A 24,274-nucleotide genomic window follows, 5' to 3' on the forward strand; every position below is an offset into this window, starting at 1 on the left:
CTTCCGCCAAGCACGACGGCGCAAAAAAAGGCACTGTGGCGGCAATATATTAGTGATGTTTAAAATGCGAGATTGCCCGCACCGATATCGTTAGCGTTTCCTTGCCAACATTCCAGCCTGCATTGACGGCAGATGCGTGTGACAATGCGCGGGGCAGGGTGGATCAAGGGATTGCGGGAAGCCGAGGCGCGGGAGTTGCGGCGCCAGATCACCCAGCTCGAGCTCGATTTGATCGAGGCCGCGAACTCGGGGGGCAAGGGGAAGCTTCACGACATTGCGCACAGCTTGCGGTGGCAAAAGGCGCGCCTGGAGCGGCTGGAGGAGTGCCTGGCCGCCATGCCCGCCGGCAAGACCATCGGGCCTGATCCTTGATAGTGGCGTGATCGCGCAATTACGCCTTCCGAGGCGTTCGCTACGGTCGCCGTCGTGGTGGATTTGATCCGCCGCGGCCGGCGTCCTTCAGGACCCTACCCATTCCCCCCGCCCCCTGCGGGCGCCGGCCACCTTCGTTCCGTTGCTGCTCCGCAATTCAGAACTTGTAGCTGAAATTCACGCCTAGCGTGTGCAGCTTCACGTCCTGGTCGCGATCGGAGAAGTCGTCCGGGACGTCGAAATGCTCCTTGCCGAAATCGTAATAGCGGTACTGCGCGCCGACGACGATATTGTTGCTCAGCGCATAGTCGACCCCGGCGCCGATCGTCCAGCCGGTGCCGGCGCGGGTCTTGGCGAAGCCGGTAGCGGCATCTTGCGAGGTTTCGATACCGGCGAAGGCGACGCCGCCGACGCCGTAGACCAGCCAGCGATCGGCCGCCAGGCCAGCCTCGGCATTGACCGAGCCGAGCCATTTTATATCCGTGCCGACAGAATTTCCGGGACCAAGGAGGGCCGAGCCGTCGATCGAGGCATAGTTGAGCTCGGCCCGCGCGCCGATCACCGCCTGGTTGAACTGCCAAAGGCCGGCGACATGGCCGCCGACAAAGCCGCCATCGAGATCGGGCGAAGCGGCGAACGGCTCAGTACCGGAGATGTCGGAGGAGCCCCAGCCATAGCCGGCCTGCAGGCCCGCATAGTAGCCCGTCCAGTCGAAGCCTGGCGCGGTCATGGGCAGGTCGGCGCCTGCGTCCGCGGCCAAGGCCGGTCCGGACAGCAGTGCAAGAAAGCCGGCACTGGCGAGCGTCAAACGACGCATCGAGCTCCCCGAAATGGCGGTTTCGAAAGACTCCTTTGCCGCAGCCTAACCTCATTCGTAGCCGAACGGAATTGCATGGCTGCAACAGTGGTTTACGTCGGTGGATTGCGGACGCGGTCTTCCAGGTCGCGCTGCTTCTCCTCGGGCGAGGCCAGCCGGCCGAAAGCATATTCGGCGAGCAGCGAGCCGGCGATGAAGAGAGCGATCGGCGCCGCCCAGGCCCAGAACGAATGCAAGGTGAAGAAGGCCAGGCTGGCGCAACACGCCGACAGCACGAAAATTGCGAACCGCATCGCGTGTGCCATCTCTTCCGCGCCCCGAACGGTGGCCAGAGCGTCCAGTCTAGGCGATTTCGTCCTGCCGGAGGAGATATCTGTCTTAAAAACAAACCAGTTTTGCCAACTGGTCAAAACCGCGCCCGCTTGGCACAGTCGGGCAAACAGGAGTCCGTCATGGCGAGCCGCACCAATCCAACAAAACCCAAGCCCTGGACCGAGGCGGCGACGCATCTGGTCGACGTCGCGATGGGGCGCAAGCCCGCCGATCTGGTCATCCGCAACGGACGCTGGGTGAATGTCCATTCGGGCGAGATCATCCCCGGCACCGATATTGCGATTGCCGCCGGCCGCTTCGCTTATTGCGGGCCGAATGCCAGCCACGCCATCGGGCAGGGGACCAAGGTGGTCGATGCCGGCGGACGCTATCTGGTGCCCGGCCTCTGTGACGCGCATATGCATGTCGAGAGCGGCATGGTGACTGTGACGGAGTTCTGCCGCGCCGTGATCCCGCACGGCACGACCTCGATGTTCATCGATCCGCACGAGATCGCCAATGTGCTGGGTCTGCCGGGTGTCCGCCTGATGCATGACGAGGCTGTCGCGATGCCGATCAACGTGCACGTGCAGATGCCGTCCTGCGTGCCCTCCGCGCCTGGCCTGGAGCATGCCGGCGCGGAGCTTACGGTCGCCGATGTCGCGGAGGCGATGACCTGGGAAAACATCATCGGGCTTGGCGAGGTGATGAACTTTCCGGGCGTCGCCGCCAACGATCCGGTGATGTCGGGCGAGATCGCCGAGACGGTCAAGGCCGGCAAGACGGTCGGCGGCCATTATGCCTCGCGCGACCTCGGCCTGCCTTTCCATGGTTATGTCGCTGGCGGCGCCGAGGACGATCATGAAGGCACGCGGGCCGAGGACGCGATCGCGCGCGTGCGCCAGGGCATGAAGGCGATGCTGAGGCTGGGTTCCGCCTGGTACGACGTCGCGGCGCAAATCAAGGCGATCACCGAAGGCGGTATCGATCCGCGCAACTTCATCCTGTGCACCGACGACAGCCATTCGGGCACGCTGGTCCATGAAGGCCATATGGACCGGGTCGTGCGGCACGCCATCGGCCAGGGGCTGAGGCCGATGACGGCGATCCAGATGGCGACGCTCAACACCGCCCAGCATTTCAGGCTGGAGCGCGAGATCGGCTCGATCGCGCCGGGGCGGCTGGCCGACCTTTTGATCGTCTCCGATCTCGCCCAGATGACCATCGATGAGGTCTATGGCCGCGGCGTCAGGCTGGCGAAAGCCGGCAAGCTCGAGATCGACATTCCCGCCTACGACTATCCGCGGACGGCGAAGAACACGGTCAAGCTCGGCAAGAAGCTCGCGGCAACGGATTTCGATATCGCGGCGCCTCAAGGCGCCAACGAGGTGCGGGCGCGGGTGATCGGGGTGATCGAGAACCAGGCACCGACGCGGGCGCTGGAGGCGGACCTGCCGGTGGAGGACGGTCTGGTTGCCATGGATCGCCGCAATGACATCTGCCAGATCGCCCTGGTGGAGCGCCACAGGGGCACCGGGGGCGTCACCAATGCCTTTGTCTCGGGCTTCGGCTATGTCGAGGACTGCGCGATGGCCTCGAGCGTGGCGCATGACGCGCACCACATCATCGTCGTCGGCACCAACAAGGAGGACATGGCGTTAGCCGTCAACCGGCTGAGCGAGGTCGGCGGCGGCGTCGTGCTTTATTCCAAGGGCAAGGAATTGGCGCTGGTCGAAATGCCGATCGCCGGACTGATGTCGGACGAGCGCGCCGAGATCGTCGCCGCCAAGGCCGAGCAGCTGACGGAAGCGATGCGCAAGGTCGGCTGCTCGCTCAACAATGCCTACATGCAGCACTCGCTGCTGGCGCTGGTGGTCATTCCGGAGCTCAGAATCTCCGACGTCGGTTTGGTCGACGTGACGACGTTCCAGAAGGTCGATCTTTTCGTGTGAGGGGGTTGCCGTTAGCGGATCATTGACCGCCGGTGGCGATGGTCAGCACCTTGAACGGCGTGGTGATCACCACTTCGGCGACCGATCCCACCGCTTTGCCGAGACCCTGTCCTATATTGTCCAACCCGGCCCCTTGAGGTTCGTCCGCCCGCAGGGCTGCCGGTGTACGCAGCCGGTCGCCAAGCAATTGTACCAGGACCGGATTGTCGGCGAACTTGGCGTGGTTCAAACGGTCGCCGCCTTTGGTGTTGGTCAGATCCGCAACGACCACGCCGTAGCTCGCAAGATCGGCCGCGTTGCCGTAGTCGCCGACGCGCGGCTTGTCGCCGGAAATGAAGCTGGACAGCTTGAGCGCCCGGTCGTCGCCCGAGAGCAGGATGGCGAACGGCTTGTCGGGCTTGCCGTAACGGATCATCTGCTTCTTGAAGACATCGACGTCGATGTCGGGCGAAGCGAGGATGACGTAGCCGAGCTTGCCGTTGAGATCGCGGTCGCCGGTGATGGCGAGCTGGCGCAAGGCTTCCATCGTCAGCCAGGTTCCCATCGAATGGGCGATGATGTCGATGCTTTTGGCGCGCGTCTTGGCAAGCATCCGCAGCGTCGCCTCGAGGTCGTCGCGCGCCGCGGTGGAGCTGTCCTTGTCATAGATGTAGCCGGTCGTCTTGCCGCTCGACGCCCATGAGAACAGCACCGGCGTACCCTGGTATTTCGTATCGTGCGCAATCTGGGTCAGCCGGTAGACGCCGTCGTCGAAGCCGTTGTTGAAGCCGTGCACGAAGACCAAAGCGCGGTCGCCGCGTATGGCAATATCGGCACCGACCGCCTTGGCGAATTGCGAGGCGTCGCCGTAGTGCACGACATCGGTGGCAGTGAACTGCTTGGCCGGATTGCTGTCGGCCGAACCCTTGGCGCGCTCGATCGCGCCAACCTGATGGATTTTTGGAACCGTGACGTCGACACGGGCGTAGCTGGCGGTCAGCGAACGGTCGCCGTCGAACACCTGCCGCGGGTCCTTGGTCGCCTGCTGGCGAGTCGTGGCGACGAAGATTTCATGGGTGGCCGCAATATCGGAGGCCGGCACCGCGACCGCCTTCCGGTTCAGAAGATCATGCGTATTTCCGCCGGCGCAGCCCGCCAGGGCGAGCGCAAGGGCAAGGCCAACGCCGATCTTCAAACACACGATCACCCGGGGTCCCCCAAGGGCGGCGAACCTCTCTGGCTACTTCGATAAAGCCAGAGGGCGGCTCGGTCCAGTTCAAAGTCGATGCAGGGCGGCCGCGTAAGCACGGTTACTGGGTGGCGAGCTGGCTGATGCGGTCGGTGACATCGCGGTCGCTGGCAAAGCCATCGTCCTCGCGCAGCCGCTGGCCGATCATCTTCACCAGCGCCGGGTTATCGGCGAATTTGGTGTGGTTGAAGCTGTCGCTGCCCTTCTCTTTGGAAAGGTCGACGACCGTGACGCCATAGGAGGCGAGATCGGCCGCGTCCCTGTAGTCGCCGACGCGCGGGCGGGAACCGGCAATCAGGCCGGAGAGCCTCAGCGCCCGGTCGTCGTCCGACAGGAGCAGGATGAATGGCTTGTCGGGCTTGCCGTAGCGGCGCATCTGGCTCTTGAAGACATCGACATCGATGTCGGGCGAGGCCAGAACGACGTCGCCGAGCTTGCCGTTGAGATCGCGGTCGCCGGTGATGGCGAGCTGACGCAGCGTCTCCATCGTCACCCATGTCCCCATCGAATGGGCGACGATGTCGATGCGCCGCGCGCCCGTCTGCGCGAGCATTCTCAGCGTCACTTCCAGCTGGTCGCGGGCGGCGGCGGCGCTTTCCTTGTCATAGACGTAGTCGGTGGTTTTGGCGCCCGAAGCCCAGGAGAACAGCACCGGCGTGCCGGGATAGCCGGAATCGTGGACGATCTGGGTCAGCCGGTAGACGGCGTCGTCGAAGCCGGTGTTGTAGCCGTGCACGAAGACCATGACGCGGCCTCCGCGGGCGTCGATATCGGCATTGAGCGCGCTGGCGAATTTCGGCTGGGTGTCGTAGCCGACGACCTCGGAAGCCATGAAATATTTGGTCGGGTCGTTCGACGTGCCGCGCGAACGCCGCTCGATCTGGCCTGTCTGGTGGACGGGCGGCACCGTGACGCTGACGCGCGCATAGTTCAGCGTCGCCGAACGCTCGCCGTCGAAGACCTTGTTCGGATCGTCGGAGCGCTTGCGCGTGGTGGCGATGAAGATCGAGTGGTTGCCGGCGATCTCGGTCGCCGCCGTCGGCACGACGACGCTGCCCAGAATTTCCTGTGTCTGCCGCCCCGCGCAGCCTGCCGTCAGCAGAGCCAGGGCAATGATCAAAAGCGTCTTCAAATGCACGTCCAACAAATCCGCTCCGGCCGCAATTGGCCATCCACCTCCGCGAAATCTCCCGGACAGGCGAAGTGCGGCGGAAGTAAGTCGTGTCCAGCGGAAATTTGCTCGGCGGTTGGCGACGGCCGCGACACTGTTGCGCGAAAGCCAAATACGCTGTGCCGCTGCATCGGTGGCCGCAAGCGTCGATTTGTGCGATAGCCAGCGTTTCGCGCCATGCAATCCGAGGGCGATCGCCTCATGAACAGCTTCTCTTCTCGCGTCGCCGCTGCCGCCGAGGCGATCCGCGGGATATTTCCGGAAACGCCGCTGCAGGAGAACGACTATCTGTCGAAGAAGACCGGCGCCCGCATCCTTCTGAAGCGCGAGGACCTGACGCCGGTCCGCTCCTACAAGATCCGGGGCGCTTTCAATTTCTTTCGCAAGGCGCTCGCCGCCGGCAACAATGCCGAGCTGTTCGTCTGCGCCTCGGCCGGCAATCACGCCCAGGGCTTCGCTTTCGTCTGCCGTCATTTCGGCAAAAGAGGCGTGGTGTTCATGTCGGTGACGACGCCGCAGCAGAAGATCGACAAGACGCGGCTGTTCGGCGGCGATTTCGTCGAGATCAAGCTGGTCGGCGATTTCTTCGACGATAGCTATCGCGCCGCCTTCGAATTCACCGAGACCGCCGGCGCGCATATGGTGCCGCCCTTCGACCACAAGGACATCATCGAGGGCCAGGCGACGGTTGCCTATGAGATCGCGGCCCAAATGCCAGGCGGGCGCATGCCCGACATCGTCATGCTGCCGGTCGGCGGCGGCGGCCTGGCGGCTGGCGTCACCCACTATTTCTCCGACCGGCATCGCGACACGCGCTTCATATTCTGCGAGCCGGCGGGCGCGCCGAGCCTCAGCGAGAGCCTTTCCAGCGGCAAGCGGGTCAAGCTCGCCAAGGTCGACAATTTCGTCGATGGCGCAGCGGTCGCCGAGATCGGCCGCGAGCCGTTGCGCCATCTCAAGGAGTTCACCGCCGACTCTGTGCGCCTCGTCCCGGAGAACCGGCTCTGCGCGACGATGATCGAGATGCTCAATGTCGAGGGCGTGGTGCTGGAGCCGGCCGGCGCCTTGGCAATCGACGCGCTCAAGGATTTTTCGCGCAAGGAGATCAGGGGCAAGACCGTCGTTGCGGTCGTCTCCGGGGGCAATTTCGACTTCGAGCGTCTACCCGACGTGAAGGAGCGGGCGCTGCGTTTCGAAGGTCTGAAGAAGTATTTCGTCATCCGCTTCCCGCAGCGGCCGGGCGCCCTGCGCGACTTCCTCGAGATGCTCGGCCCGGACGACGACATCACGCGCTTCGAATATCTCAAGAAATCGGCACGCAATTTCGGCTCGGTGCTGATCGGCATCGAAACCAAGGACCGGCGCAACTTCGATCTGCTGAAAGCCAATTTCGACGCCGAGGGCGTGCAGTATCAGGACATCACCGACAACGAGACGCTGGCGGGGTTCATCATATGAGCGGACCAAGAATGAGCGACAAAGGGACGGTTTTCGTGGCGCTGTTTTCCGGCATCAATGTCGGCGGCAACCGCGTCGTCAGGATGGCGGAACTGAAGTCGTTCTTCGAAAGCCTCGGCTTCAGCGACGTTGCGAACTATGTGCAAAGCGGCAACGTGGTGTTTCGCGCGAAGAAGGGCGACGCGACAGCGCTGGCAAAGCAGCTCGAAGCGGCCTTCGAGAAGAAATGGGGCTTCAATTCGCGCATCATGGTGCGCGACGCCGGATGGTTCGAACGACTGGTCGAAGGCAATCCGTATCCCGAGGTCGTCGACGAGCCGACCAAGCTGCACGCCTACGTGCTGGAGCGGGAGCCGACCGCGGAAGAGACCACGCGGCTCGCGGAAAAATGCACCGGCCCGGAGCGGTTCGAGATCAAGGGCGACGTGCTCTACCTGCACGCACCCGACGGGGTCGGCAAATCGGTGTTCGCCAATCTCATCCCGCGCACGCTGAAGGTACCGGACACGGCGCGCAACTGGCGCAGCGTGCTTGCCCTGCGCGAAATGGCGGGCAAGGCAGGCGGCTGATTGTTCATTCTGCGCAATCCGGACGGAAAAATCGCGAGGCACTTTTCCTGGATTGCACGGGCTCAGGCGGCCTTTTGCCAGTCGAAGGTCAGCTCCTCGCGGAAGGCGAAGCGCTTGATGTGGTCGGCAACCACGGTTTCCAGCCGCTTGAGCGAGGCGGGATCGTCGGCGGCAACCGCGATGTGAAGAGCCTTGTCGTCGGCATCCATCACCGTGCGGCCGAGCGAGAGCTGTATGGCGCCGTGATGCGGATCGAACTCGACCGGAAACTTGTGCGCCCAATGCTTGCAGAGCTGCTGCAGATAGCGGCTGGCGTGTTCGGTAGCGACGTCGGCGCGGCTGGTCGGCATGGAATTCTCCTGGCGGCTCAAAGAAAGCGCCAGCCCGATCAGGCTGGCGCCGCAAGCCGGTAGATAGGCACCATTCGGCGAAACACCATGGACCGGCCGGTCAAATCCTCGGGATGGGCCGACGCCTACCAGCTTCCGGTGTTCGGCATCGAGGCCCACGGTTCGGCCTTGGCCTTTGCCGGACCTTTCTGCAAAAGCTCGATCGAGATGCCGTCAGGCGAGCGGATGAAGGCCATGTTGCCGTCGCGCGGCGGCCGGTTGATGGTCACGCCACTGTCCATGAGCTTCTGGCAGGTGGCGTAGATGTCGTCGACCTCATAGGCGAGGTGGCCGAAATTGCGGCCGCCCTTATACTCTTCCGGGTCCCAATTGTAGGTCAGCTCGACCATCGGTGCCTTTTCACTGATGCCGCTTTGCTCGTCCTCGGACGCGGCGAGGAAGATCAGCGTGTAGCGTCCCTGCTCGTTCTCGTAGCGACGCACTTCCTTGAGGCCGAGCTTGTTGCAGTAGAAATCGAGCGATCGATCGATGTCGGCGATGCGGACCATTGTATGGAGATAGCGCATGTCGGTTTCCTCGGAGCGTTGCGTTGCGGCGCACCATAGGAGCGGCTCCGTCAAAGGGCAATCGTCCGACAAAACCGGCGAGCGGTCGATTTCGAGCTGCACCGTTGCTTGCCGACCGGCGCCGGCAAACAACTATTAAGGCTTTCCCGTGCGCAACGGTGAAAAAAGGCACGTCAGGTCTTGCACACCCCGGAAGCCGCAGTGTTAATCTCATGGCAAGAATCAGTCGTGGTTGCAGTTGGAAAAGGGGGCATTCTTATGGGGGAAAAAGCCTCTTTCATGGGGCGGGACGGAAGCCTTGACGACGCCTTGAAGCGGGACAGCGGCGGCGATACCGAGCTTGTCGAGATCGCCGGGGCTATCAAATGGTTCGACGTGGCCAAGGGCTACGGCTTCATTCTTCCGGACGATGGCGTCTCGGGTGACGTTCTCCTCCATGTGACATGTCTTCGAAGGGACGGCTTCCAGACTGCGCTGGAAGGCGCGCGCGTGGTCTGCCTCGTCAAGCAGGGCGAGCGTGGCCTGCAGGCTTTCCGCGTTCTTTCCATGGATGCCTCGACAGCGGTGCATCCGGCGGAGCAGGAGCAGCGCACGCACGTCACCGTGACGGCGGAGAGCGGGCTCGAACGGGCGCTGGTGAAGTGGTTCAACCGCACCAAGGGCTTCGGCTTCCTGACCCGGGGCGAGGGCACCGAGGACATCTTCGTCCACATGGAGACGCTGCGCCGCTACGGTATCACCGAACTGAGGCCCGGCCAGGTCGTGCTGGTTCGCTTCGGGCGCGGCGACAAAGGCCTTATGGCCGCCGAAATTCACCCCGATATGGGCACCTTGCCGGTCTCGCATTAGGGCTTCCCCGACACGATCAGGATGGCCCGTGCAAGGCCAATCTTTGTCCGAAAACCGGTTCCACTCGCCTGGATCATGGTCTAAAGCGCATCGCGACCTTTCAGATGCGCTCTGTGCGCTTTAGGTTTTCGATTTACGCATGTCTTTGTCCCGAAGCCGGTTCCCACTTTCGGGAGACATGCTTTAGGACGGCCCGGACGAGGTATCAAATGGCTCACCGCAACTGGCTGACTGCAGGCGCGCTTTGCGCCGCCATCGTTTCGGCCGCCTATTTCAGTGCCCTGAAACCGAGTGCGGCGGACGGCCAGGCCATGATGCTGCCGGTCGATCCGACGCCGCTGGTCGCGATGACCGGCTCCGGCAAGCACTCCTTCTCCATCGAGATCGCCGATACCTCCGAAGAGCGCGAGGCCGGGCTGATGTTTCGCGAGGACATGGCCGACGATCACGGCATGCTGTTCGTGTTCGAGAAGCCCGGCGAGGTGAATTTCTGGATGAAGAACACGCCGATGCCGCTCGATCTGGTCTTTGTCGGCCAGGACGGCAGGATCAAGGCCATCAAGCGCGGCGAACCGGAATCCGAAGCCATCATTTCTCCGGGACAGCCCGTAAGCTTCGTGCTCGAGCTCAAGGCGGGAACGGCCGCCAAAGACGGTCTCAGGGACGGCGATCTCTTGCGCCATCCGGCGATCGCCAAGGTGTCGGGCGCCGGTTCCAACTGACCGCGGCAACACCAATGCAATTTTTTTCCCATGACGGCTTCGAACTCGCCTATCTCGACCGCCAGCCGGCGTCCGGGCAGGGCGATCCGGTGCTGATGATCCATGGCTTTGCCTCGAGCCACTACGTCAACTGGGTCTCGCCCGGCTGGTTCAAGACGCTGAACGACGCGGGCTACCGCGCCATCGCCTTCGACAACCGCGGCCACGGCTCCTCGTCGAAGAGCTACGACGAGGCCGACTACACGCCGGTCAGGATGGCCTCGGACGCGGCCGCGCTGCTCGATCGCCTCGGCATCGAACGCGCCCATGTCATGGGCTATTCGATGGGCGCGCGGGTATCCGCATTCATGGCGTTGTCCAATCCGGACAGGGTTGCGACGCTGGTGTTGGGCGGCCTCGGCATCGGTCTTGTCGACGGCGTCGGCGACTGGGACCCGATCGCCGATGCGCTTCTGGCCGAAGATCCCGGTACGATCAGGCATGCGCGGGGCCGCTCGTTTCGCGCCTTCGCCGACCAGACGCGCAGCGACCGCCGGGCGCTCGCCGTCTGCATCATCGGCTCGCGCGCGTCCATGAGCGAGGACGATGTCGCGCGCATTGCCCAGCCAACCCTGATTGCCGTCGGCACTAAGGACGACATCGCCGGTTCGCCGGACGAACTGGCCGTGCTCATGCCCAACGCGAAGGCTTTTCATATCGAAGGCCGCGACCACATGCTTGCCGTCGGCGACAAGAGCTTCAAGCAGCGCGTGCTGGAATTCTACGCCGAGAACCCGCTCTGAGCGGTATTATCCGGCTTCGAGCGCGGCCAGCGACCGTTCCAGGTTCTGCCTTGCCCCAGACTCGAAACGCTGCCGGAATTCGGCGGTATGGAAAATATGCGGGCGGGCCAGAAAACCCTTCAGGACGGCGGCGCGGCCGGCGCGCCACAGCGGCTCTTCGACCCAGCCATATTCGCGCCGGACCGCCTTCTCATAGGTGTCGAAGACGTCCGGTTCGGCGCCAAGGATTGCCAAGTCCATGTCGAGGAACAGGGCTGCGTCGTTTGTCGCCTTCTCGTCGTCGAGCTGCGGCAACTGATGCGTGGCGGTGGCGTCGATCATCGCCACAATGCGGCTGAGACGCTCCGGGCTGACGCGGTCGGACAGCCTTTGCTCCGCCAAGGCCGCGCTTTTGGCCTCGTTGTCCTTGGCGCGGCTGTCATAGATCGCGTCGTGGAACCAGATCGCCGCTTCGACGGCGTCCGGGTCATGGAGCAGGCGTCGGCATTCTTCGGCCAAAGCCAGCATGGCCTCGACATGGGCGAGGTCGTGATAATGCCTGTCTCCGGCCTGATAGAGCGCGGCAAGCTCGCTTTTCAGTGCTTCGTCGATCAAGGGTTCGTTTTCCATTACGGCTTGAATTCCCGTGAACCAAGTCCATTTGACAAAGCACTAAGGAAAATTGAGTTCAACCGTGCTACGATCTGGCCTATATGTGCCGCCGGATGAACGAGCAGGCCGGAGACCGTCGATGAACAGCGTTACGATAGCCCGCCCCAGCATGGTGCAGCCGGTCGATCCGATCTGGCGCGCGATCCGCGACGAGGCGATGGAAGCGGTGAACCGCGACCCGCTGCTTGCCGCTTTCCTCTATTCGACCATCCTCAATCAGGAAAGCCTGGAAGAAGCGGTCATTCATCGGCTGGCCGAGCGCCTGGCGCACCAGGACATCGGCTCCGACCTCATCCGGCAGACCTTCAAGGCGATGCTTGCCGACGATCCCGAGTGGAGCGGGACCGTTCGCGTCGACATCCAAGCCTATTACGACCGCGACCCGGCCTGCGACCGCTTCATCATGCCTGTGCTCTACTTCAAGGGTTTCCATGCCATCCAGACACACCGGCTGGCGCATTGGCTATGGAACCAGGGCCGCAGGGACTTCGCGCTCTACCTGCAGAGCCGCTCATCCTCGGTGTTCCAGACCGACATCAATCCGGCCGCCCGCATCGGCAAGGGAATCTTCCTCGACCACGCCACCGGCCTGGTGGTCGGCCAGACGGCCGTCATCGAGGACGATGTCTCGATACTGCACGGTGTGACGCTCGGCGGCACCGGCAAGGCCAGCGGCGACCGTCATCCGAAGATCCGCCGCGGGGTGCTGATCGGCGCCGGCGCCAAGATCCTCGGCAATATCGAGATCGGCCACTGCTCGAAGATCGCGGCTGGCTCTGTGGTGCTGTCGCCCGTGCCGCACAACAAGACGGTCGCCGGCGTGCCGGCCCGCGTCGTGGGAGAAACGGGCTGCGACCAGCCTTCGCGGCAGATGGACCAGCTTCTGCCCTCGCAGACGATGGACCACGTCGTCAGCTTCGACATCTGAATTCGGCAGTCATCGGCCGCGGCCGGAATCCGGCCGCCATTTCGGGTGCCGGTTGTCCCGTGTTATGCTGCCAGCTTGCCTTTACATCGCCATCGTCGGCGTGCCAGAAGCGCGTTCCAACGAACAAGCCGACATTTCGGAGAAGACTTTTGAAGCCGGACGAAATCAGAAAGCTGGACGCCTATTTCAAGCGCGTCTTCCAGAATCCCAAGCTGCAGGTGAAGGCGCGCCCGCGCAAGGAAGACTCGGCCGAGGTCTATGTCGGCGACGAGTTCCTCGGCATCGTCTTCAAAGACGAGGACGACGGCGACTATAATTTTTCGATGGCGATCCTTGACGTCGACCTGGCCTAAACCGGGTATTTTCGTCCGGGCGCCACGAGCGGCCCGGACGTACGTATGTCTTTGCCCCGAAACCGGTTCCCACTTTCGGGAGACATGCTTTAGTCCGGGCAGTGCCGCGGGATGTGCACCCGCCGCCAGTCGGTCGAGCCTTCCCGCACCACCACCCGACGAGCCACGGTCCGGTATGAAGGCGGGATGTCGGTGATGCGCCGCTCTTCCGGCCGCACCAGCACCTCTCGGGCAACGCCTTCAAATTCGGCCGGGAGAACGACGCGCCGGACGCGCTCCGGCTCGACGATGACGGTTTCGGCGACCCGCGCGTAGCGCGCCTTGCGCCACACTTTGCAAAGCACCTTGCGGCCATGGATGACGCGCCATTCCCAGGCGTAGCCGCCATCGTCCACCTTGACCGTGTGGTAGACGGTTCGCGTGACCGCGGGCACGACCTCATAACTGACGCGGGGCGGGGCGATCTGCTCCAGGCCTTCGCTCGTGCCGTAGATCGGCGGGTCATAGTCGACGAGTTGGCCGCCTGGGCTCACCATCACGTCTTCGTAGACGGTGTCATAAAGCGCCGGCCGGCGCACCGGCTCGTAGCATTCGAGCGCGCGGCCGCCGGCCGGGGTTTCCGACACGGTGGCAAGCATCGCGACCGCGGTGAGCGATGCGGAACCCTTGTAGAACATGACATTCCCCCGTTGAAAAAGGACGCCCATTCAACGCAGGAGCGTATCGGAAGGTCCGCCCCCGGACAGGGATTTCAGGGCTTGTCGTTAAGCAGCGCGGTTAAGAAACTGCTACCTTGGCGGAGCCGCTCTTCGACGCGGGATAATTTGCCTGCCCATCAGCGGCATTCCTTGGGCCGAGACGCTTGATTCGACTTAACCAGATGGCTAGGAGGGGCGGCCTTGCGCTAGGGTGAGCCGACATCCTATTTAGGACCTAACGATCCAGAACCGATTCCGCCCGATTTCTCATATTTCACGGCGCCGGAATCCATCCAATAAGGGCAGTCCATGAAGAACCCCGTCGAAACCTATATGAACCTCGTTCCGATGGTGGTCGAGCAGACCAATCGCGGCGAGCGGGCCTACGATATCTTCTCGCGCCTCTTGAAGGAACGCATCATCTTCATCACCGGCCCGGTCGAAGACGGCATGGCGACGCTGGTTTGTGCACAGCTTTTGTTCCTCGAGGCGGAAAATCCCAAGAAGGAAATCAACCTCTACATCAACTCGCCGGGCGGTGTCGTCACCTCGGGCATGGCGATCTACGACACCATGCAGTTCATCAAGCCGGCGGTGTCGACGCTCTGCATCGGCCAGGCGGCCTCGATGGGCTCGCTGCTGCTTTGCGCCGGCCACAAGGACATGCGCTTTGCCACGCCGAACGCCCGCATCATGGTCCATCAGCCGTCAGGCGGGTTCCAGGGGCAGGCGTCGGACATCGAACGTCATGCGCAGGACATCATCAAATTGAAGCGCCGCTTGAACGAGGTCTATGTCAAGCACACCGGCAAGAGCTATGACGAGATCGAACGGACGCTCGACCGCGATCATTTCATGAGCGCCGACGAGGCCAAGGACTTTGGTCTGATAGACAAGGTCATCACGACGCGCGAGCTGGGCGAAACGGCCACCGCATAGGCCCTGATTGGCAGCTGAATGGCGGGATAACGCGCTTTTGGCGCGGCTTGCGGCATTTCGGCCACAATTGCCTGTTCCCTCGAAGGCTGGGATTGCCTACGTTAAGGCTATGTTGATTTTCGACGGCTTAGCTTTGCATGGGGTTGCTGCGAATCATTGTCGCGTTTTCTGATTTATGTTTCGTACGGAATGCGCTGTGTGAGCCGGGACACTGGCGGTGGCGGATTGCCGCGATAGATTGGTGAGACGCCAAGCGGCCAGACCATCGGCGAGCAGGCGGTGAAAGGACAGAAAAATGAGCAAGGTTAGCAACAACGGCGGCGATTCAAAGAACACGCTCTATTGCTCGTTTTGCGGCAAAAGCCAGCACGAAGTGCGCAAGCTGATCGCCGGTCCGACCGTGTTCATCTGCGATGAGTGCGTCGAACTCTGCATGGACATCATCCGCGAGGAGAACAAGACCTCGATGGTGAAGTCGCGCGAGGGCGTGCCGACCCCGCAGGAGATCCTCAAGGTCCTCGACGATTATGTCATCGGCCAGCCCTACGCCAAGCGGGTGCTGTCGGTCGCCGTCCATAACCACTACAAGCGCCTTGCGCATGCCGGCAAGAACAATGACGTCGAACTGGCGAAGTCGAACATCCTGCTGATCGGCCCGACCGGCTGCGGCAAGACGCTGCTCGCGCAGACGCTGGCTCGCATCATCGACGTGCCCTTCACCATGGCCGACGCCACGACGCTGACCGAAGCCGGTTACGTCGGCGAGGACGTCGAGAACATCATCCTGAAGCTGTTGCAGTCGGCCGACTACAATGTCGAGCGTGCCCAGCGCGGCATCGTCTATATCGACGAGATCGACAAGATCTCGCGCAAGTCGGACAATCCCTCGATCACCCGCGACGTGTCGGGCGAGGGCGTGCAGCAGGCACTGTTGAAGATCATGGAAGGCACGGTCGCTTCCGTGCCGCCACAGGGCGGCCGCAAGCACCCGCAGCAGGAATTCCTGCAGGTCGACACCGCCAACATCCTGTTCATCTGCGGCGGCGCCTTCGCAGGGCTCGACAAGATCATCTCGGATCGCGGCCGCAAGACCTCGATCGGCTTCGGCGCTACCGTGGCTTCGCCCGAGGATCGGCGCACCGGCGACCTGTTCCGCCAGGTCGAGCCCGAGGATCTGCTGAAATTCGGCCTAATTCCGGAATTCGTCGGCCGTCTGCCGGTTCTGGCGACACTGGAAGACCTCGACGAGCCGGCGCTGATCCAGATCCTGACCGAGCCGAAGAACGCGCTGGTCAAGCAATATCAGCGGCTGTTCGAAATGGAAAACGTCGACCTGACCTTCCACGAGAACGCGCTGTCGGCGATCGCCAAGCGCGCCATCGAGCGCAAGACCGGCGCCCGCGGCCTGCGTTCCATCATGGAAGCAATCCTGCTCGACACGATGTTCGAGCTTCCGGCGCTGGAAGGCGTGCGCGAAGTCGTGATCTCGGAAGAGGTGGTCTCCGGCAACGCCCGGCCGCTCTACATCTATTCCGAGCAGAAGGAAAAGAAGGGCAACGTCAGCGCCTGACATGACAGCTGATCGGCAATTTTTTCATGGAACGGCGCCCGTGCGGCGCCGTTTTGCTGTGAGGGATGTGCCGCTTGGTGATGGAGTGGATAAGCGGACCATGTTAACCCTTGATCTTTGCTCCGCCCGCATCCACCTAACAGCGGAAGGCCGAAGCGCCGAATTCTGTGCTGTAAAACTCCCGTCACAAACGGTGGTAGGCGGAACGACGCTCGGTCGTTAATATGAGATTCGCGGTTGGCTCAATTAGCGGCCGCGACATGAAAGGTTGGACAATGGCCAAGATATCCAAGTCTTCCAGCGACGGCGTTTTCGCAGTCCTCCCACTGCGCGATATCGTCGTGTTCCCGCACATGATCGTTCCGCTCTTCGTGGGCCGTGAAAAGTCGATCAAGGCGCTGGAAGAAGTGATGGGGCAGGAAAAGCAGATCCTGCTTGCCACCCAGATGAACGCAGCCGACGACGATCCTGAGCCCGATGCCATTTTCGACATCGGCACGCTCGCCAATGTGCTGCAGCTCCTGAAGCTGCCCGACGGCACCGTGAAGGTGCTGGTCGAGGGCGCCTCGCGCGCCAAGGTCGTCTCGTTCACCGACCGTGCCGATTTCCACGAGGCCCGCGCCACGGCGCTGGTCGAGCCGGAGGAGGAAGAGGTCGAGATCGAGGCGCTTGCCCGCTCGGTCGTCACCGACTTCGAAAATTACGTCAAGCTGAACAAGAAGATCTCGCCCGAAGTGGTGGGTGCCGCCAGCCAGATCGACGACTATTCCAAGCTCGCCGACACGGTTGCCTCGCATCTCGCCATCAAGATCCCCGAGAAGCAGGAGATGCTCGCCACGCTCTCCGTCAAGGAGCGTCTCGAGAAGGCGATGGGCTTCATGGAAGCCGAGATCTCCGTGCTGCAGGTGGAAAAGCGTATCCGTTCGCGCGTGAAGCGCCAGATGGAGAAGACGCAGCGCGAGTACTACCTCAACGAGCAGATGAAGGCGATCCAGAAGGAGCTCGGCGAGGGCGAGGACGGCCGCGACGAGGCCGCCGAGATCGAGGCGCGCATCAAGAAGACCAAGCTCTCCAAGGAGGCCCGCGAGAAGGCGGAAGCCGAATTGAAGAAGCTGCGGTCGATGTCGCCGATGTCGGCTGAATCCACTGTCGTGCGCAACTATCTCGACTGGCTGCTGTCGATCCCGTGGGGCAAGAACTCCAAGGTCAAGCATGACCTCGCCTTCGCGCAGGATGTGCTCGACGCGGATCACTTCGGCCTCGACAAGGTCAAGGAGCGCATCGTCGAGTACCTCGCCGTGCAGAGCCGGCAGAAGAAGCTGAAGGGACCGATCCTGTGCCTCGTCGGCCCGCCCGGCGTCGGCAAGACGTCGCTCGGCAAGTCGATCGCCAAGGCGACCGGCCGCGAGTTCATCCGCATGGCGCTCGGCGGCGTGCGCGACGAGGCCGAGATTCGTGGCCACAGGCGGACCTATATCGGCTCGATGCCCGGCAAGGTCATCCAGTCGATGAAGAAGGCCAAGAAGTCCAACCCGCTCTTCCTGCTCGACGAGATCGACAAGATGGGCCAGGACTTCCGCGGCGATCCGTCGTCGGCCTTGCTCGAGGTGCTCGATCCCGAGCAGAACTCGACGTTCATGGACCATTACCTCGAGGTCGAATACGACCTGTCGAGCGTGATGTTCGTGACGACGGCGAATACGCTGAACATCCCTGCGCCTTTGATGGACCGCATGGAGATCATCCGTATCGCCGGCTATACCGAGGACGAGAAGATCGAGATCGCCAAGCGTCACCTGATGCCCAAGGTGATCCGCGATCACGCTCTGCAGCCGAACGAGTTCTCGGTCGGTGAGGACGCGATCCGCGGCATCATCCAGACCTACACAAGGGAAGCCGGCGTGCGCAGCCTGGAGCGCGAGCTGATGAAGCTCGGGCGTAAGGCGGTGACCGAGATCCTGAGGACGAAGAAGAAGACGGTGAAGATCACCGCGGACAACCTTGCCGACTATCTCGGCGTTCCGCGCTTCCGCTTCGGTCAGGTCGAGGCCGACGATCAGGTCGGTGTCGTCACCGGTCTGGCCTGGACGGAAGTCGGCGGCGAGCTGCTGACGGTCGAAGGCGTCATGATGCCCGGTAAGGGCCGCATGACGGTGACCGGCAACCTGCGCGACGTGATGAAGGAATCGATCTCGGCGGCGGCTTCTTACGTTCGCTCGCGGGCCATCGATTTCGGCATCGAGCCGCCGCTGTTCGACAAGCGCGACATCCATGTCCACGTGCCGGAGGGCGCGACGCCCAAGGACGGTCCGTCGGCGGGCGTGGCGATGGTGACGGCGATCGTGTCGGTGCTCACCGGCATTCCGGTCCGCGCCGATGTGGCGATGACCGGCGAGGTGACGCTGCGCGGCAGGGTGCTGCCGATCGGCGGCCTGAAGGAGAAGCTGCTTGCCGCGTTGCGCGGCGGCATCAAGAAGGTGCTGATCCCGGAAGACAACGCCAAGGACCTGGCCGAGATTCCGGATAATGTGAAGAACAACATGGAGATCATTCCGGTCTCGCGGGTCGGCGAGGTGCTGAGGCACGCGCTGGTCAAGATGCCGGAGCCGATCGAATGGGTCGAGCCGGTGAATCCGCCGGCCGGCGTGGATGCCGGAGACGACGCCGGCAAGTCGCTTGCACATTAGCATTTTCTAACATTGCAACGCACAACGAGGGAGCCGGGCTTCCAGCCCGGCTTTTTCATGTGAAAAATCTCCGAAAAAGTGGAAAAAAGCCCGGAATTCCGCGGTTTTCGGCTTGGGTTCCGGAACGCTTCTTTCTAAAGTCCGTTTCCTGCCGGATGAGTCGTACGTTCCGGTTTTCTCATGGAAGGGAATTTTGATGAACAAGAACGAACTGGTGTCCGCTGTCGCCGACTCCGCAAGCATTTCGAAGGCTGATGCGCAGTCCGCCGTCGATGCGGTGTTCTCCGTGATCACTGGCGAACTGAAGAAGGGCGGCGATGTCCGGCTTGTCGGCTTCGGAAATTTCACCGTGTCAAAACGCGCTGCTTCGACCGGCCGCAACCCGCAGACCGGCGCGGAAGTGAAGATTCCGGCGCGCACCGTGCCGAAGTTTTCGGCTGGCAAGGGCCTCAAGGACGCGGTCAACTAAGACCTTTTCTTTAAGCTCAGAAGAGCCGGGGCCTGCCCGGCTCTTCTTTTTTGTGCCCTGCGTCCGCGGGCGTGCGTTCAGCCGGTCGGCGCGTCGGCGCGCATCAGGTCTTCCTGCTTGAGATCCGCCCACAAGGCTGCCGGGATCTTGACATCGAGCAGCGCGCGGTTACTTTCGACCTCGGCCGGCCGCTGGCCGCCGGGGATCACCGACATCACGGAAGGATGCTGCAGCGGGAACTGGAGTGCCGCCTCGATCAGCCGCACGCCATGGCGCTTGCAGACCGCCTCTATGCGCGCCACGCGGTCGAGCACGGCTTGCGGCGCCTCTGTGTAGTTGTAGAAAGCGCCCGGCTTCGGCCCCGTCGCCAGGATACCGGAATTGTAAGGGCCGCCGAGAACGATGCCGATGCCGCGCTTCTCGCAGAGCGGCAGGAAGGTCGCCAGCGCTTCCTGCTCGAGAAGCGTGTAGCGGCCGGCGAGCAGGAACAGGTCGAAATCGCCGCGCTCGGCGAGCGTCTCGCAGACTTGCCATTCGTTGATGCCGCCACCGAAGGCCTTGATCACACCCTGGTCGCGCAGTGAAAGCAGTGCGTAATAGCCGGACGCCATGAACTCCTCGATGCGCCTGTCCGACGCCTCCTTGCTGCCGTGGGTGAAGATGTCGACATCGTGCACATAGAGGATGTCGATGCGGTCGACGCCGAGGCGCTCCAGCGATGCCTCGAAGGAACGCATCACGCCGTCATAGCTGTAGTCGTAGACTTCCCGGCGCGAGGGCGTCTCGAAGAACTTGCCGATGCCGGTGCGCTGGTCGGGTGCAGAGACGCGCATGAGGCGGCCGACCTTGCTCGACAGCACATAATCGTCACGCTTCTTGCCGCGCAGGAAAGGGTTGAGCCGGGTTTCGGAGAGACCGAGGCCGTAGAGGGGAGCGGTGTCGAAGTAGCGGCAGCCGGTCTTCCATGCCGCCTCTAGCGTGGCATTGGCATCCTCATCGGAGACGGCGCGGTAGAGATTGCCGAGCGGCGCGGTGCCGAAGCCAAGTTCGGTGAAGGTGATGCCGCCATTGCCGATGCGGTCGAAATGCCGTGTCTTCATATTCTCAATGTCCCGGATCGATTTGTCTGACATGACACTATCACGCCGCTGGCACAGCAAAAGCACCGAGGCTCGTTGGACAGCAATTTTCGCAGTGATAGCATGAACAAAAACAAGTGTTTCGCACGAAAAGCGATCGCGGCGTCGCAAGCCTAATCAAGCCTAAGCAGAATGGATGTACCCGTCATGACGCAAGCTGGATCGGAGATGTTTGTGACCGCGCTGGACGAGCTTGCCGCCGTGGTGCGGCGTATCGATGACGACCGGGTCGACGCCGCGTGCGCAATGCTGGCCGATGCCGGCAAGATCGTCGTCTATGGCTGCGGCCGGGAAGCACTTCAGGTCAAAGGCTTCGCCATGCGGCTCTATCATCTAGGCCTACCGGTTTCGGTTGTCGGCGACATGACCACGCCGCCGCTAGGCGAAGGCGACATCTTCCTCGCGAGCTCCGGACCGGGCGAAACCACCACGGTCTTGACCTTGATGCGTGTCGCCCACGACGCCGGCGCCAAGGTGCTGCTGCTTACCGCCGAACCGGCGGGCAGCGCCGCGAAGCTTGCCGACTTCACGCTGCTCGTTCCGGCCCAGACCATGGCCAGCGACCAGGGCGCTGCCAGAACTTCGGTGCTGCCGATGGGCTCGCTGTTCGAGGGCGTGCTTTTCCTGCTGTTCGAGGTGATGGTGCTGAAGCTCAAGCTGCTGACCGGCGCGACTCCTGAGGCGATGCGCGCCCGGCACACCAACATGGAGTAGGGACATGCGCTACGAATTGATGCTGCCGCACCAGATCCGCAAGGCGATCGAAGAAAACTGGCCGGTCGTGCTGCCGCTCGGCGTGCTCGAATACCATGGCGAGCACATGGCGGTCGGCATGGACACGCTCGCCGTCATCAAGACGCTCGAACTCGTCGAGAAGGAGAGGGATATCGTCATCCTGCCGCCCTTCTACTATGGCGCGGCGAGCTATGCCGTGGAGCCCCCGGAAGGCAGCGGCTCGGTACAGGTCAGCGGTCCGGTGCTGGCGCCCTTCGCGGAAGAACTGTTCTACGGACTGCTGCGTATCGGCTTCCGCAACATCCACACCATCATCCATCACCAGACCGAGAATTTTGTCGCCGGCATGCCGACCGATCTCGCCTTCAAGAGCGCGGGCCGGCAGGCGATCTTCCGCTTCCTGGAAAAGGAGCGCGGCGAGGGCTGGTGGGGTTCCGACAAGATGGCCGACTATTATGCCGGCCACGCCCGGGGCGAGAACGTCTTCAACTGGGTGCAGGTGCATCCGCTGATGCCACCCGCGATGAACGGCCAATATCCGTTCGACCATGCCGGCATCGGCGAGACATCGCTGATGCTGGCGCTATGCCCCGAGGCGGTGGATGCCGGCCATTTCGCCGACAATACGGGCTGGTACACGAAAAGCGCGCCGGAGGCTTCGGCCGCGCTGGGGCAAAAGGGTGTCGCGATGATCCTCGATCACCTGCGGGCGATATTGATGCGCTAGGTGCGAACTCCTCCTTCTCCCCTTGTGGGAGAGGGTGTCGCCGAAGGCGACGGATGAGGGGTGTTCCAGCGGAGTGAGACGCTGGCGTTCCCTGGAACATCCCTCATCTGTCTCGGCGCCAACGCGCCGATCCACCTTCTCCCGCAAGGGGCCTGCAAGGGGAGAAGGCAAAGGGGCCTACTTCACCGAACCGGCTGTCATGCCCATGATCAGATAACGTTCGAGCGCGATGCCGATGATCGCCAGCGGTGCGATGGCTGCCGTGGCAAGGGCGGCCATCGACCACCAGTTGATGCCTTGCGAGCCGGTCTGGCTCGCCACCATGACGGGGATGGTCTTGGCATCGGTGGAGGTGAGCAGCGCGGCGAAGAAATATTCGTTCCAGCAGAGCACCATCGCCAGGATGAAGGCGGCGACCATGCCGGGAAGCGCGATCGGCATGACGATGCGGAAGAAGGCACCCCAGATGGTCAGGCCGTCGACGAGGGCCGCCTCCTCGAGCTCGACCGGGATCGAGTTGAACTGATCGCGCATGATCCAGATGACGATCGGCAAGACCATCAGCGTGTAGAGGAGCACGAGCCCGATGCGCGTGTCGAGCAGCGCCACTTCGCGGTAGAGCACCAGGAAAGGCAACGCCAGCACGACCGGCGGCAGGATGAGCTGCGACAGGAAGAAGAAGGAGATGTCCTCGTTCTTGAACCACGCGAACTTGTAGCGATAGCGGGTAAGGCCATAGGCGGCGAGGCTGCCAATAACGATGGCAAGGCTCGATGCGCCGACCGAGGTGATGACCGAGTTCATGAAGCGCTTGAGGAACTCGTCGCGCACGGTCGAGGTCTGGAAGATCGAATCCGGCGACAGGCCGAGCGAGCGCCAACCTTTCCAGTCCGGCTGGAAGTCGACGAAGGGGATGAGGTGGCCTTGCGTGACGTCGACAGCCGATTTGAACGAGGTGGTTATCGTCCAGTAGATCGGGAACAGGCAGACGAAGGACCAGAACCCCAGCGCGCCATAGATGAAGACGCGACTGGTGATGAAGGCGGCCGGCGAGCGGATTTCGGAAACGGTGTATTCGGTGGTCTGGACGCTCATGATGCCGCTCAGTTGACGTTGCGGACGAAACGGCCGGCGATCTTCAGCAGCCAGGTGACGAACACGACGATGATGATCAGGTAGACCATGGCGAGCATGGTGCCGTAGCCGACATTCGAGCGGTCGCGATACTCGCGGTAGATGAAGCTCGAAACCGAATCCGTGGCGCCGCCGGGGCCGCCGGACGTCACCGTGATGATGATGTCAGCAAGCTTGAGCTTGAAGATGATACGCAGGATCACCGCCGTCAGCGACACCGGCAGCATCAGCGGGAACGTGACCTGCCAGAAGGTCTGCCATGCGTTCGCGCCGTCGACGCGCGCCGCCTCGATCACCTCGCGCGACATGGCCTGCAGGCCGGCGAGCAGCATGATCATCATGAACGGAATGAAGGTCCAGGCGTCGAGCACCATGATCGAGATGCGGGCGATGACCGGGTCGGAGAAGAAGGCCGGATTGTTCCAGCCGAGATGGCGCGCCAGCGTCGATGCCGGTCCGAACCGGTACTCCATCAGCGATTTGCCGACCATCCAGGAGACGGCGACCGGCGACAGCATGAGCGGCAGCAGAAAGACCACGCGGAAGAATTTTCTGGCGCGGATCTGCGCGTTGAGCAGCAGCGCCAGTCCGAATGCGATGACGTATTCGACCAGCACCGCCAGCACGTAGAGCACCATGTTGAACAGCGCGTTGCGGTAATAGGGGTCGCCCAGCATCTGCCAGAAATTGTCCAGCCCGTTGAACCTGCGGCCGGAAAACGAGCTGAGATTCCAGTCGGTCAGCGCGATGTAGAAGCCGAACAGCGTCGGGAAGATCACCATGGCTATGGTGAAGAGCAGCGCCGGCAGCAGGAACAGCGCGCGCTGGCCGTCCTCGCCGCGCGTTAGCACCTGCCAAGCGCCGAGCGCGACACCCCACAGCACATAGGCGTAGACCACGGGACGCCAGGTGTAGAAGCCGACCGTGTCGACTTCGGTCTTGTAGAGGATCTGCATCACGATCGTCGCCAGCAGCGCGAGCGTCGCGGCAATCATCAGGGCCCAGCCGAGGCGCTTACGTCCAGCCGGTATAAGATCGGCCGGAGCAGGATTTGCCGGCCACGCATTCGCGGTCGAAGTCTGGTCAGCCACGCCTA

The 24,274-nt window shown here is 62.7% G+C and carries 26 protein-coding genes; 15 read left to right on the forward strand and 11 right to left on the reverse strand.

All coding sequences use genetic code 11. From position 1 onward, the window contains the following. Nucleotides 1-171: 171 nt before the first annotated feature. Nucleotides 172-372, forward strand: coding sequence for a hypothetical protein (locus P9236_RS07645; protein WP_278074006.1), 201 nt, complete (start codon nt 172-174; stop codon nt 370-372). A 157-nt stretch (nt 373-529) separates the two neighbouring features. On the opposite strand, the gene P9236_RS07650 is transcribed toward P9236_RS07645, so the two are convergent. Next, on the reverse strand, nt 530-1,189 hold the full coding sequence (locus tag P9236_RS07650) for an outer membrane protein (RefSeq protein ID WP_278074008.1): 660 nt from the start codon (nt 1,187-1,189) through the stop codon (nt 530-532). 92 nt (nt 1,190-1,281) lie between these two features. Beyond that, entirely contained in the window at nt 1,282-1,482 is a 201-nt protein-coding gene (locus tag P9236_RS07655) for a hypothetical protein (RefSeq protein ID WP_278074009.1), read from the reverse strand. Nucleotides 1,483-1,641: 159 nt separating this feature from the next. Between P9236_RS07655 and ade the strand changes: the two genes are divergently transcribed. Further along, complete coding sequence (ade, locus tag P9236_RS07660) at nt 1,642-3,453, forward strand: adenine deaminase (RefSeq protein WP_278074010.1); 1,812 nt, start codon at nt 1,642-1,644, stop codon at nt 3,451-3,453. Nucleotides 3,454-3,472: 19 nt separating this feature from the next. On the opposite strand, the gene P9236_RS07665 is transcribed toward ade, so the two are convergent. After that, nucleotides 3,473-4,633: an alpha/beta hydrolase gene (locus P9236_RS07665; protein ID WP_278074334.1), complete on the reverse strand. Its 1,161-nt coding sequence runs from the start codon at nt 4,631-4,633 to the stop codon at nt 3,473-3,475. Nucleotides 4,634-4,742: 109 nt separating this feature from the next. Continuing rightward, the gene (locus P9236_RS07670; RefSeq protein WP_278074336.1) at nt 4,743-5,819 is read right to left on the reverse strand and encodes an alpha/beta hydrolase; all 1,077 of its coding nucleotides are present in this window, start codon (nt 5,817-5,819) and stop codon (nt 4,743-4,745) included. Nucleotides 5,820-6,053: 234 nt separating this feature from the next. Here P9236_RS07670 and ilvA point away from each other — a divergent pair, with 234 nt between their 5' ends. Both ilvA and P9236_RS07680 read left to right on the forward strand, forming a co-directional pair. Beyond that, nucleotides 6,054-7,310 carry a threonine ammonia-lyase IlvA gene (ilvA, locus tag P9236_RS07675; protein ID WP_278074012.1) on the forward strand — a complete coding sequence of 419 codons (1,257 nt, stop codon included), beginning with the start codon at nt 6,054-6,056 and terminating at the stop codon, nt 7,308-7,310. 11 nt (nt 7,311-7,321) lie between these two features. Further along, nucleotides 7,322-7,879, forward strand: coding sequence for a DUF1697 domain-containing protein (locus tag P9236_RS07680; RefSeq protein WP_278074013.1), 558 nt, complete (start codon nt 7,322-7,324; stop codon nt 7,877-7,879). A 62-nt stretch (nt 7,880-7,941) separates the two neighbouring features. On the opposite strand, the gene P9236_RS07685 is transcribed toward P9236_RS07680, so the two are convergent. Together P9236_RS07685 and gloA are read right to left on the reverse strand one after the other, a co-directional pair. Beyond that, nucleotides 7,942-8,229 (reverse strand): DUF2218 domain-containing protein, encoded by a 288-nt coding sequence (locus P9236_RS07685; RefSeq protein ID WP_278074014.1) that lies wholly within the window; start codon nt 8,227-8,229, stop codon nt 7,942-7,944. 125 nt (nt 8,230-8,354) lie between these two features. Further along, nucleotides 8,355-8,795, reverse strand: a complete 441-nt coding sequence (gene gloA / locus P9236_RS07690) for a lactoylglutathione lyase (RefSeq protein ID WP_278074015.1) — start codon at nt 8,793-8,795, stop codon at nt 8,355-8,357. A 279-nt stretch (nt 8,796-9,074) separates the two neighbouring features. Between gloA and P9236_RS07695 the strand changes: the two genes are divergently transcribed. The 3 genes from P9236_RS07695 to P9236_RS07705 all read left to right on the forward strand — a co-directional run bounded on the left by P9236_RS07695 (nt 9,075) and on the right by P9236_RS07705 (nt 11,148). After that, complete coding sequence (locus tag P9236_RS07695; RefSeq protein ID WP_347405177.1) at nt 9,075-9,644, forward strand: cold-shock protein; 570 nt, start codon at nt 9,075-9,077, stop codon at nt 9,642-9,644. 209 nt (nt 9,645-9,853) lie between these two features. Then, a complete protein-coding gene (locus tag P9236_RS07700; protein ID WP_278074017.1) occupies nt 9,854-10,366 on the forward strand; it encodes a DUF192 domain-containing protein in 513 nt (170 codons plus the stop codon). A 14-nt stretch (nt 10,367-10,380) separates the two neighbouring features. Further along, nucleotides 10,381-11,148 (forward strand): alpha/beta hydrolase, encoded by a 768-nt coding sequence (locus P9236_RS07705; RefSeq protein ID WP_278074018.1) that lies wholly within the window; start codon nt 10,381-10,383, stop codon nt 11,146-11,148. A gap of 6 nt (nt 11,149-11,154) precedes the next feature. On the opposite strand, the gene P9236_RS07710 is transcribed toward P9236_RS07705, so the two are convergent. Then, nucleotides 11,155-11,757, reverse strand: coding sequence for a hypothetical protein (locus P9236_RS07710; RefSeq protein ID WP_278074019.1), 603 nt, complete (start codon nt 11,755-11,757; stop codon nt 11,155-11,157). Between the two features lie 121 nt (nt 11,758-11,878). Here P9236_RS07710 and cysE point away from each other — a divergent pair, with 121 nt between their 5' ends. After that, the gene (gene cysE, locus P9236_RS07715) at nt 11,879-12,727 is read left to right on the forward strand and encodes a serine O-acetyltransferase (protein WP_278074020.1); all 849 of its coding nucleotides are present in this window, start codon (nt 11,879-11,881) and stop codon (nt 12,725-12,727) included. A 149-nt stretch (nt 12,728-12,876) separates the two neighbouring features. Further along, on the forward strand, nt 12,877-13,080 hold the full coding sequence (locus P9236_RS07720) for a DUF3126 family protein (protein WP_040969488.1): 204 nt from the start codon (nt 12,877-12,879) through the stop codon (nt 13,078-13,080). An 89-nt stretch (nt 13,081-13,169) separates the two neighbouring features. Here the strand turns inward: P9236_RS07720 and P9236_RS07725 are convergent, their stop codons facing one another. Continuing rightward, complete coding sequence (locus tag P9236_RS07725; protein ID WP_278074021.1) at nt 13,170-13,757, reverse strand: hypothetical protein; 588 nt, start codon at nt 13,755-13,757, stop codon at nt 13,170-13,172. A gap of 330 nt (nt 13,758-14,087) precedes the next feature. Here P9236_RS07725 and clpP point away from each other — a divergent pair, with 330 nt between their 5' ends. The 4 genes from clpP (at nt 14,088) to hupB (ending at nt 19,443) form a co-directional block, all read left to right on the forward strand. Then, nucleotides 14,088-14,717: an ATP-dependent Clp endopeptidase proteolytic subunit ClpP gene (gene clpP, locus P9236_RS07730; protein ID WP_127423823.1), complete on the forward strand. Its 630-nt coding sequence runs from the start codon at nt 14,088-14,090 to the stop codon at nt 14,715-14,717. Nucleotides 14,718-15,012: 295 nt separating this feature from the next. Further along, a complete protein-coding gene (gene clpX / locus P9236_RS07735) occupies nt 15,013-16,287 on the forward strand; it encodes an ATP-dependent Clp protease ATP-binding subunit ClpX (RefSeq protein ID WP_059185169.1) in 1,275 nt (424 codons plus the stop codon). A 275-nt stretch (nt 16,288-16,562) separates the two neighbouring features. Next, nucleotides 16,563-18,974 (forward strand): endopeptidase La, encoded by a 2,412-nt coding sequence (gene lon, locus P9236_RS07740; protein WP_278074022.1) that lies wholly within the window; start codon nt 16,563-16,565, stop codon nt 18,972-18,974. Between the two features lie 196 nt (nt 18,975-19,170). After that, nucleotides 19,171-19,443 carry a DNA-binding protein HupB gene (gene hupB / locus P9236_RS07745; RefSeq protein ID WP_027166452.1) on the forward strand — a complete coding sequence of 91 codons (273 nt, stop codon included), beginning with the start codon at nt 19,171-19,173 and terminating at the stop codon, nt 19,441-19,443. A gap of 77 nt (nt 19,444-19,520) precedes the next feature. Here the strand turns inward: hupB and P9236_RS07750 are convergent, their stop codons facing one another. After that, nucleotides 19,521-20,543, reverse strand: coding sequence for an aldo/keto reductase (locus P9236_RS07750; RefSeq protein WP_278074023.1), 1,023 nt, complete (start codon nt 20,541-20,543; stop codon nt 19,521-19,523). Between the two features lie 186 nt (nt 20,544-20,729). Here P9236_RS07750 and hxlB point away from each other — a divergent pair, with 186 nt between their 5' ends. Together hxlB and P9236_RS07760 are read left to right on the forward strand one after the other, a co-directional pair. Then, a complete protein-coding gene (hxlB, locus tag P9236_RS07755) occupies nt 20,730-21,296 on the forward strand; it encodes a 6-phospho-3-hexuloisomerase (RefSeq protein ID WP_278074024.1) in 567 nt (188 codons plus the stop codon). A gap of 4 nt (nt 21,297-21,300) precedes the next feature. Then, entirely contained in the window at nt 21,301-22,044 is a 744-nt protein-coding gene (locus P9236_RS07760; RefSeq protein WP_278074025.1) for a creatininase family protein, read from the forward strand. A gap of 177 nt (nt 22,045-22,221) precedes the next feature. Here P9236_RS07760 and P9236_RS07765 read toward each other — a convergent pair whose 3' ends face one another. Both P9236_RS07765 and P9236_RS07770 read right to left on the reverse strand, forming a co-directional pair. After that, nucleotides 22,222-23,139: a carbohydrate ABC transporter permease gene (locus P9236_RS07765; RefSeq protein ID WP_278074026.1), complete on the reverse strand. Its 918-nt coding sequence runs from the start codon at nt 23,137-23,139 to the stop codon at nt 22,222-22,224. A gap of 8 nt (nt 23,140-23,147) precedes the next feature. Further along, nucleotides 23,148-24,269: a sugar ABC transporter permease gene (locus P9236_RS07770; RefSeq protein ID WP_278074027.1), complete on the reverse strand. Its 1,122-nt coding sequence runs from the start codon at nt 24,267-24,269 to the stop codon at nt 23,148-23,150. Nucleotides 24,270-24,274 lie beyond the last annotated feature (5 nt).

This window comes from Mesorhizobium sp. WSM4884 (genome assembly GCF_029625675.1).
Taxonomy (GTDB): domain Bacteria; phylum Pseudomonadota; class Alphaproteobacteria; order Rhizobiales; family Rhizobiaceae; genus Mesorhizobium.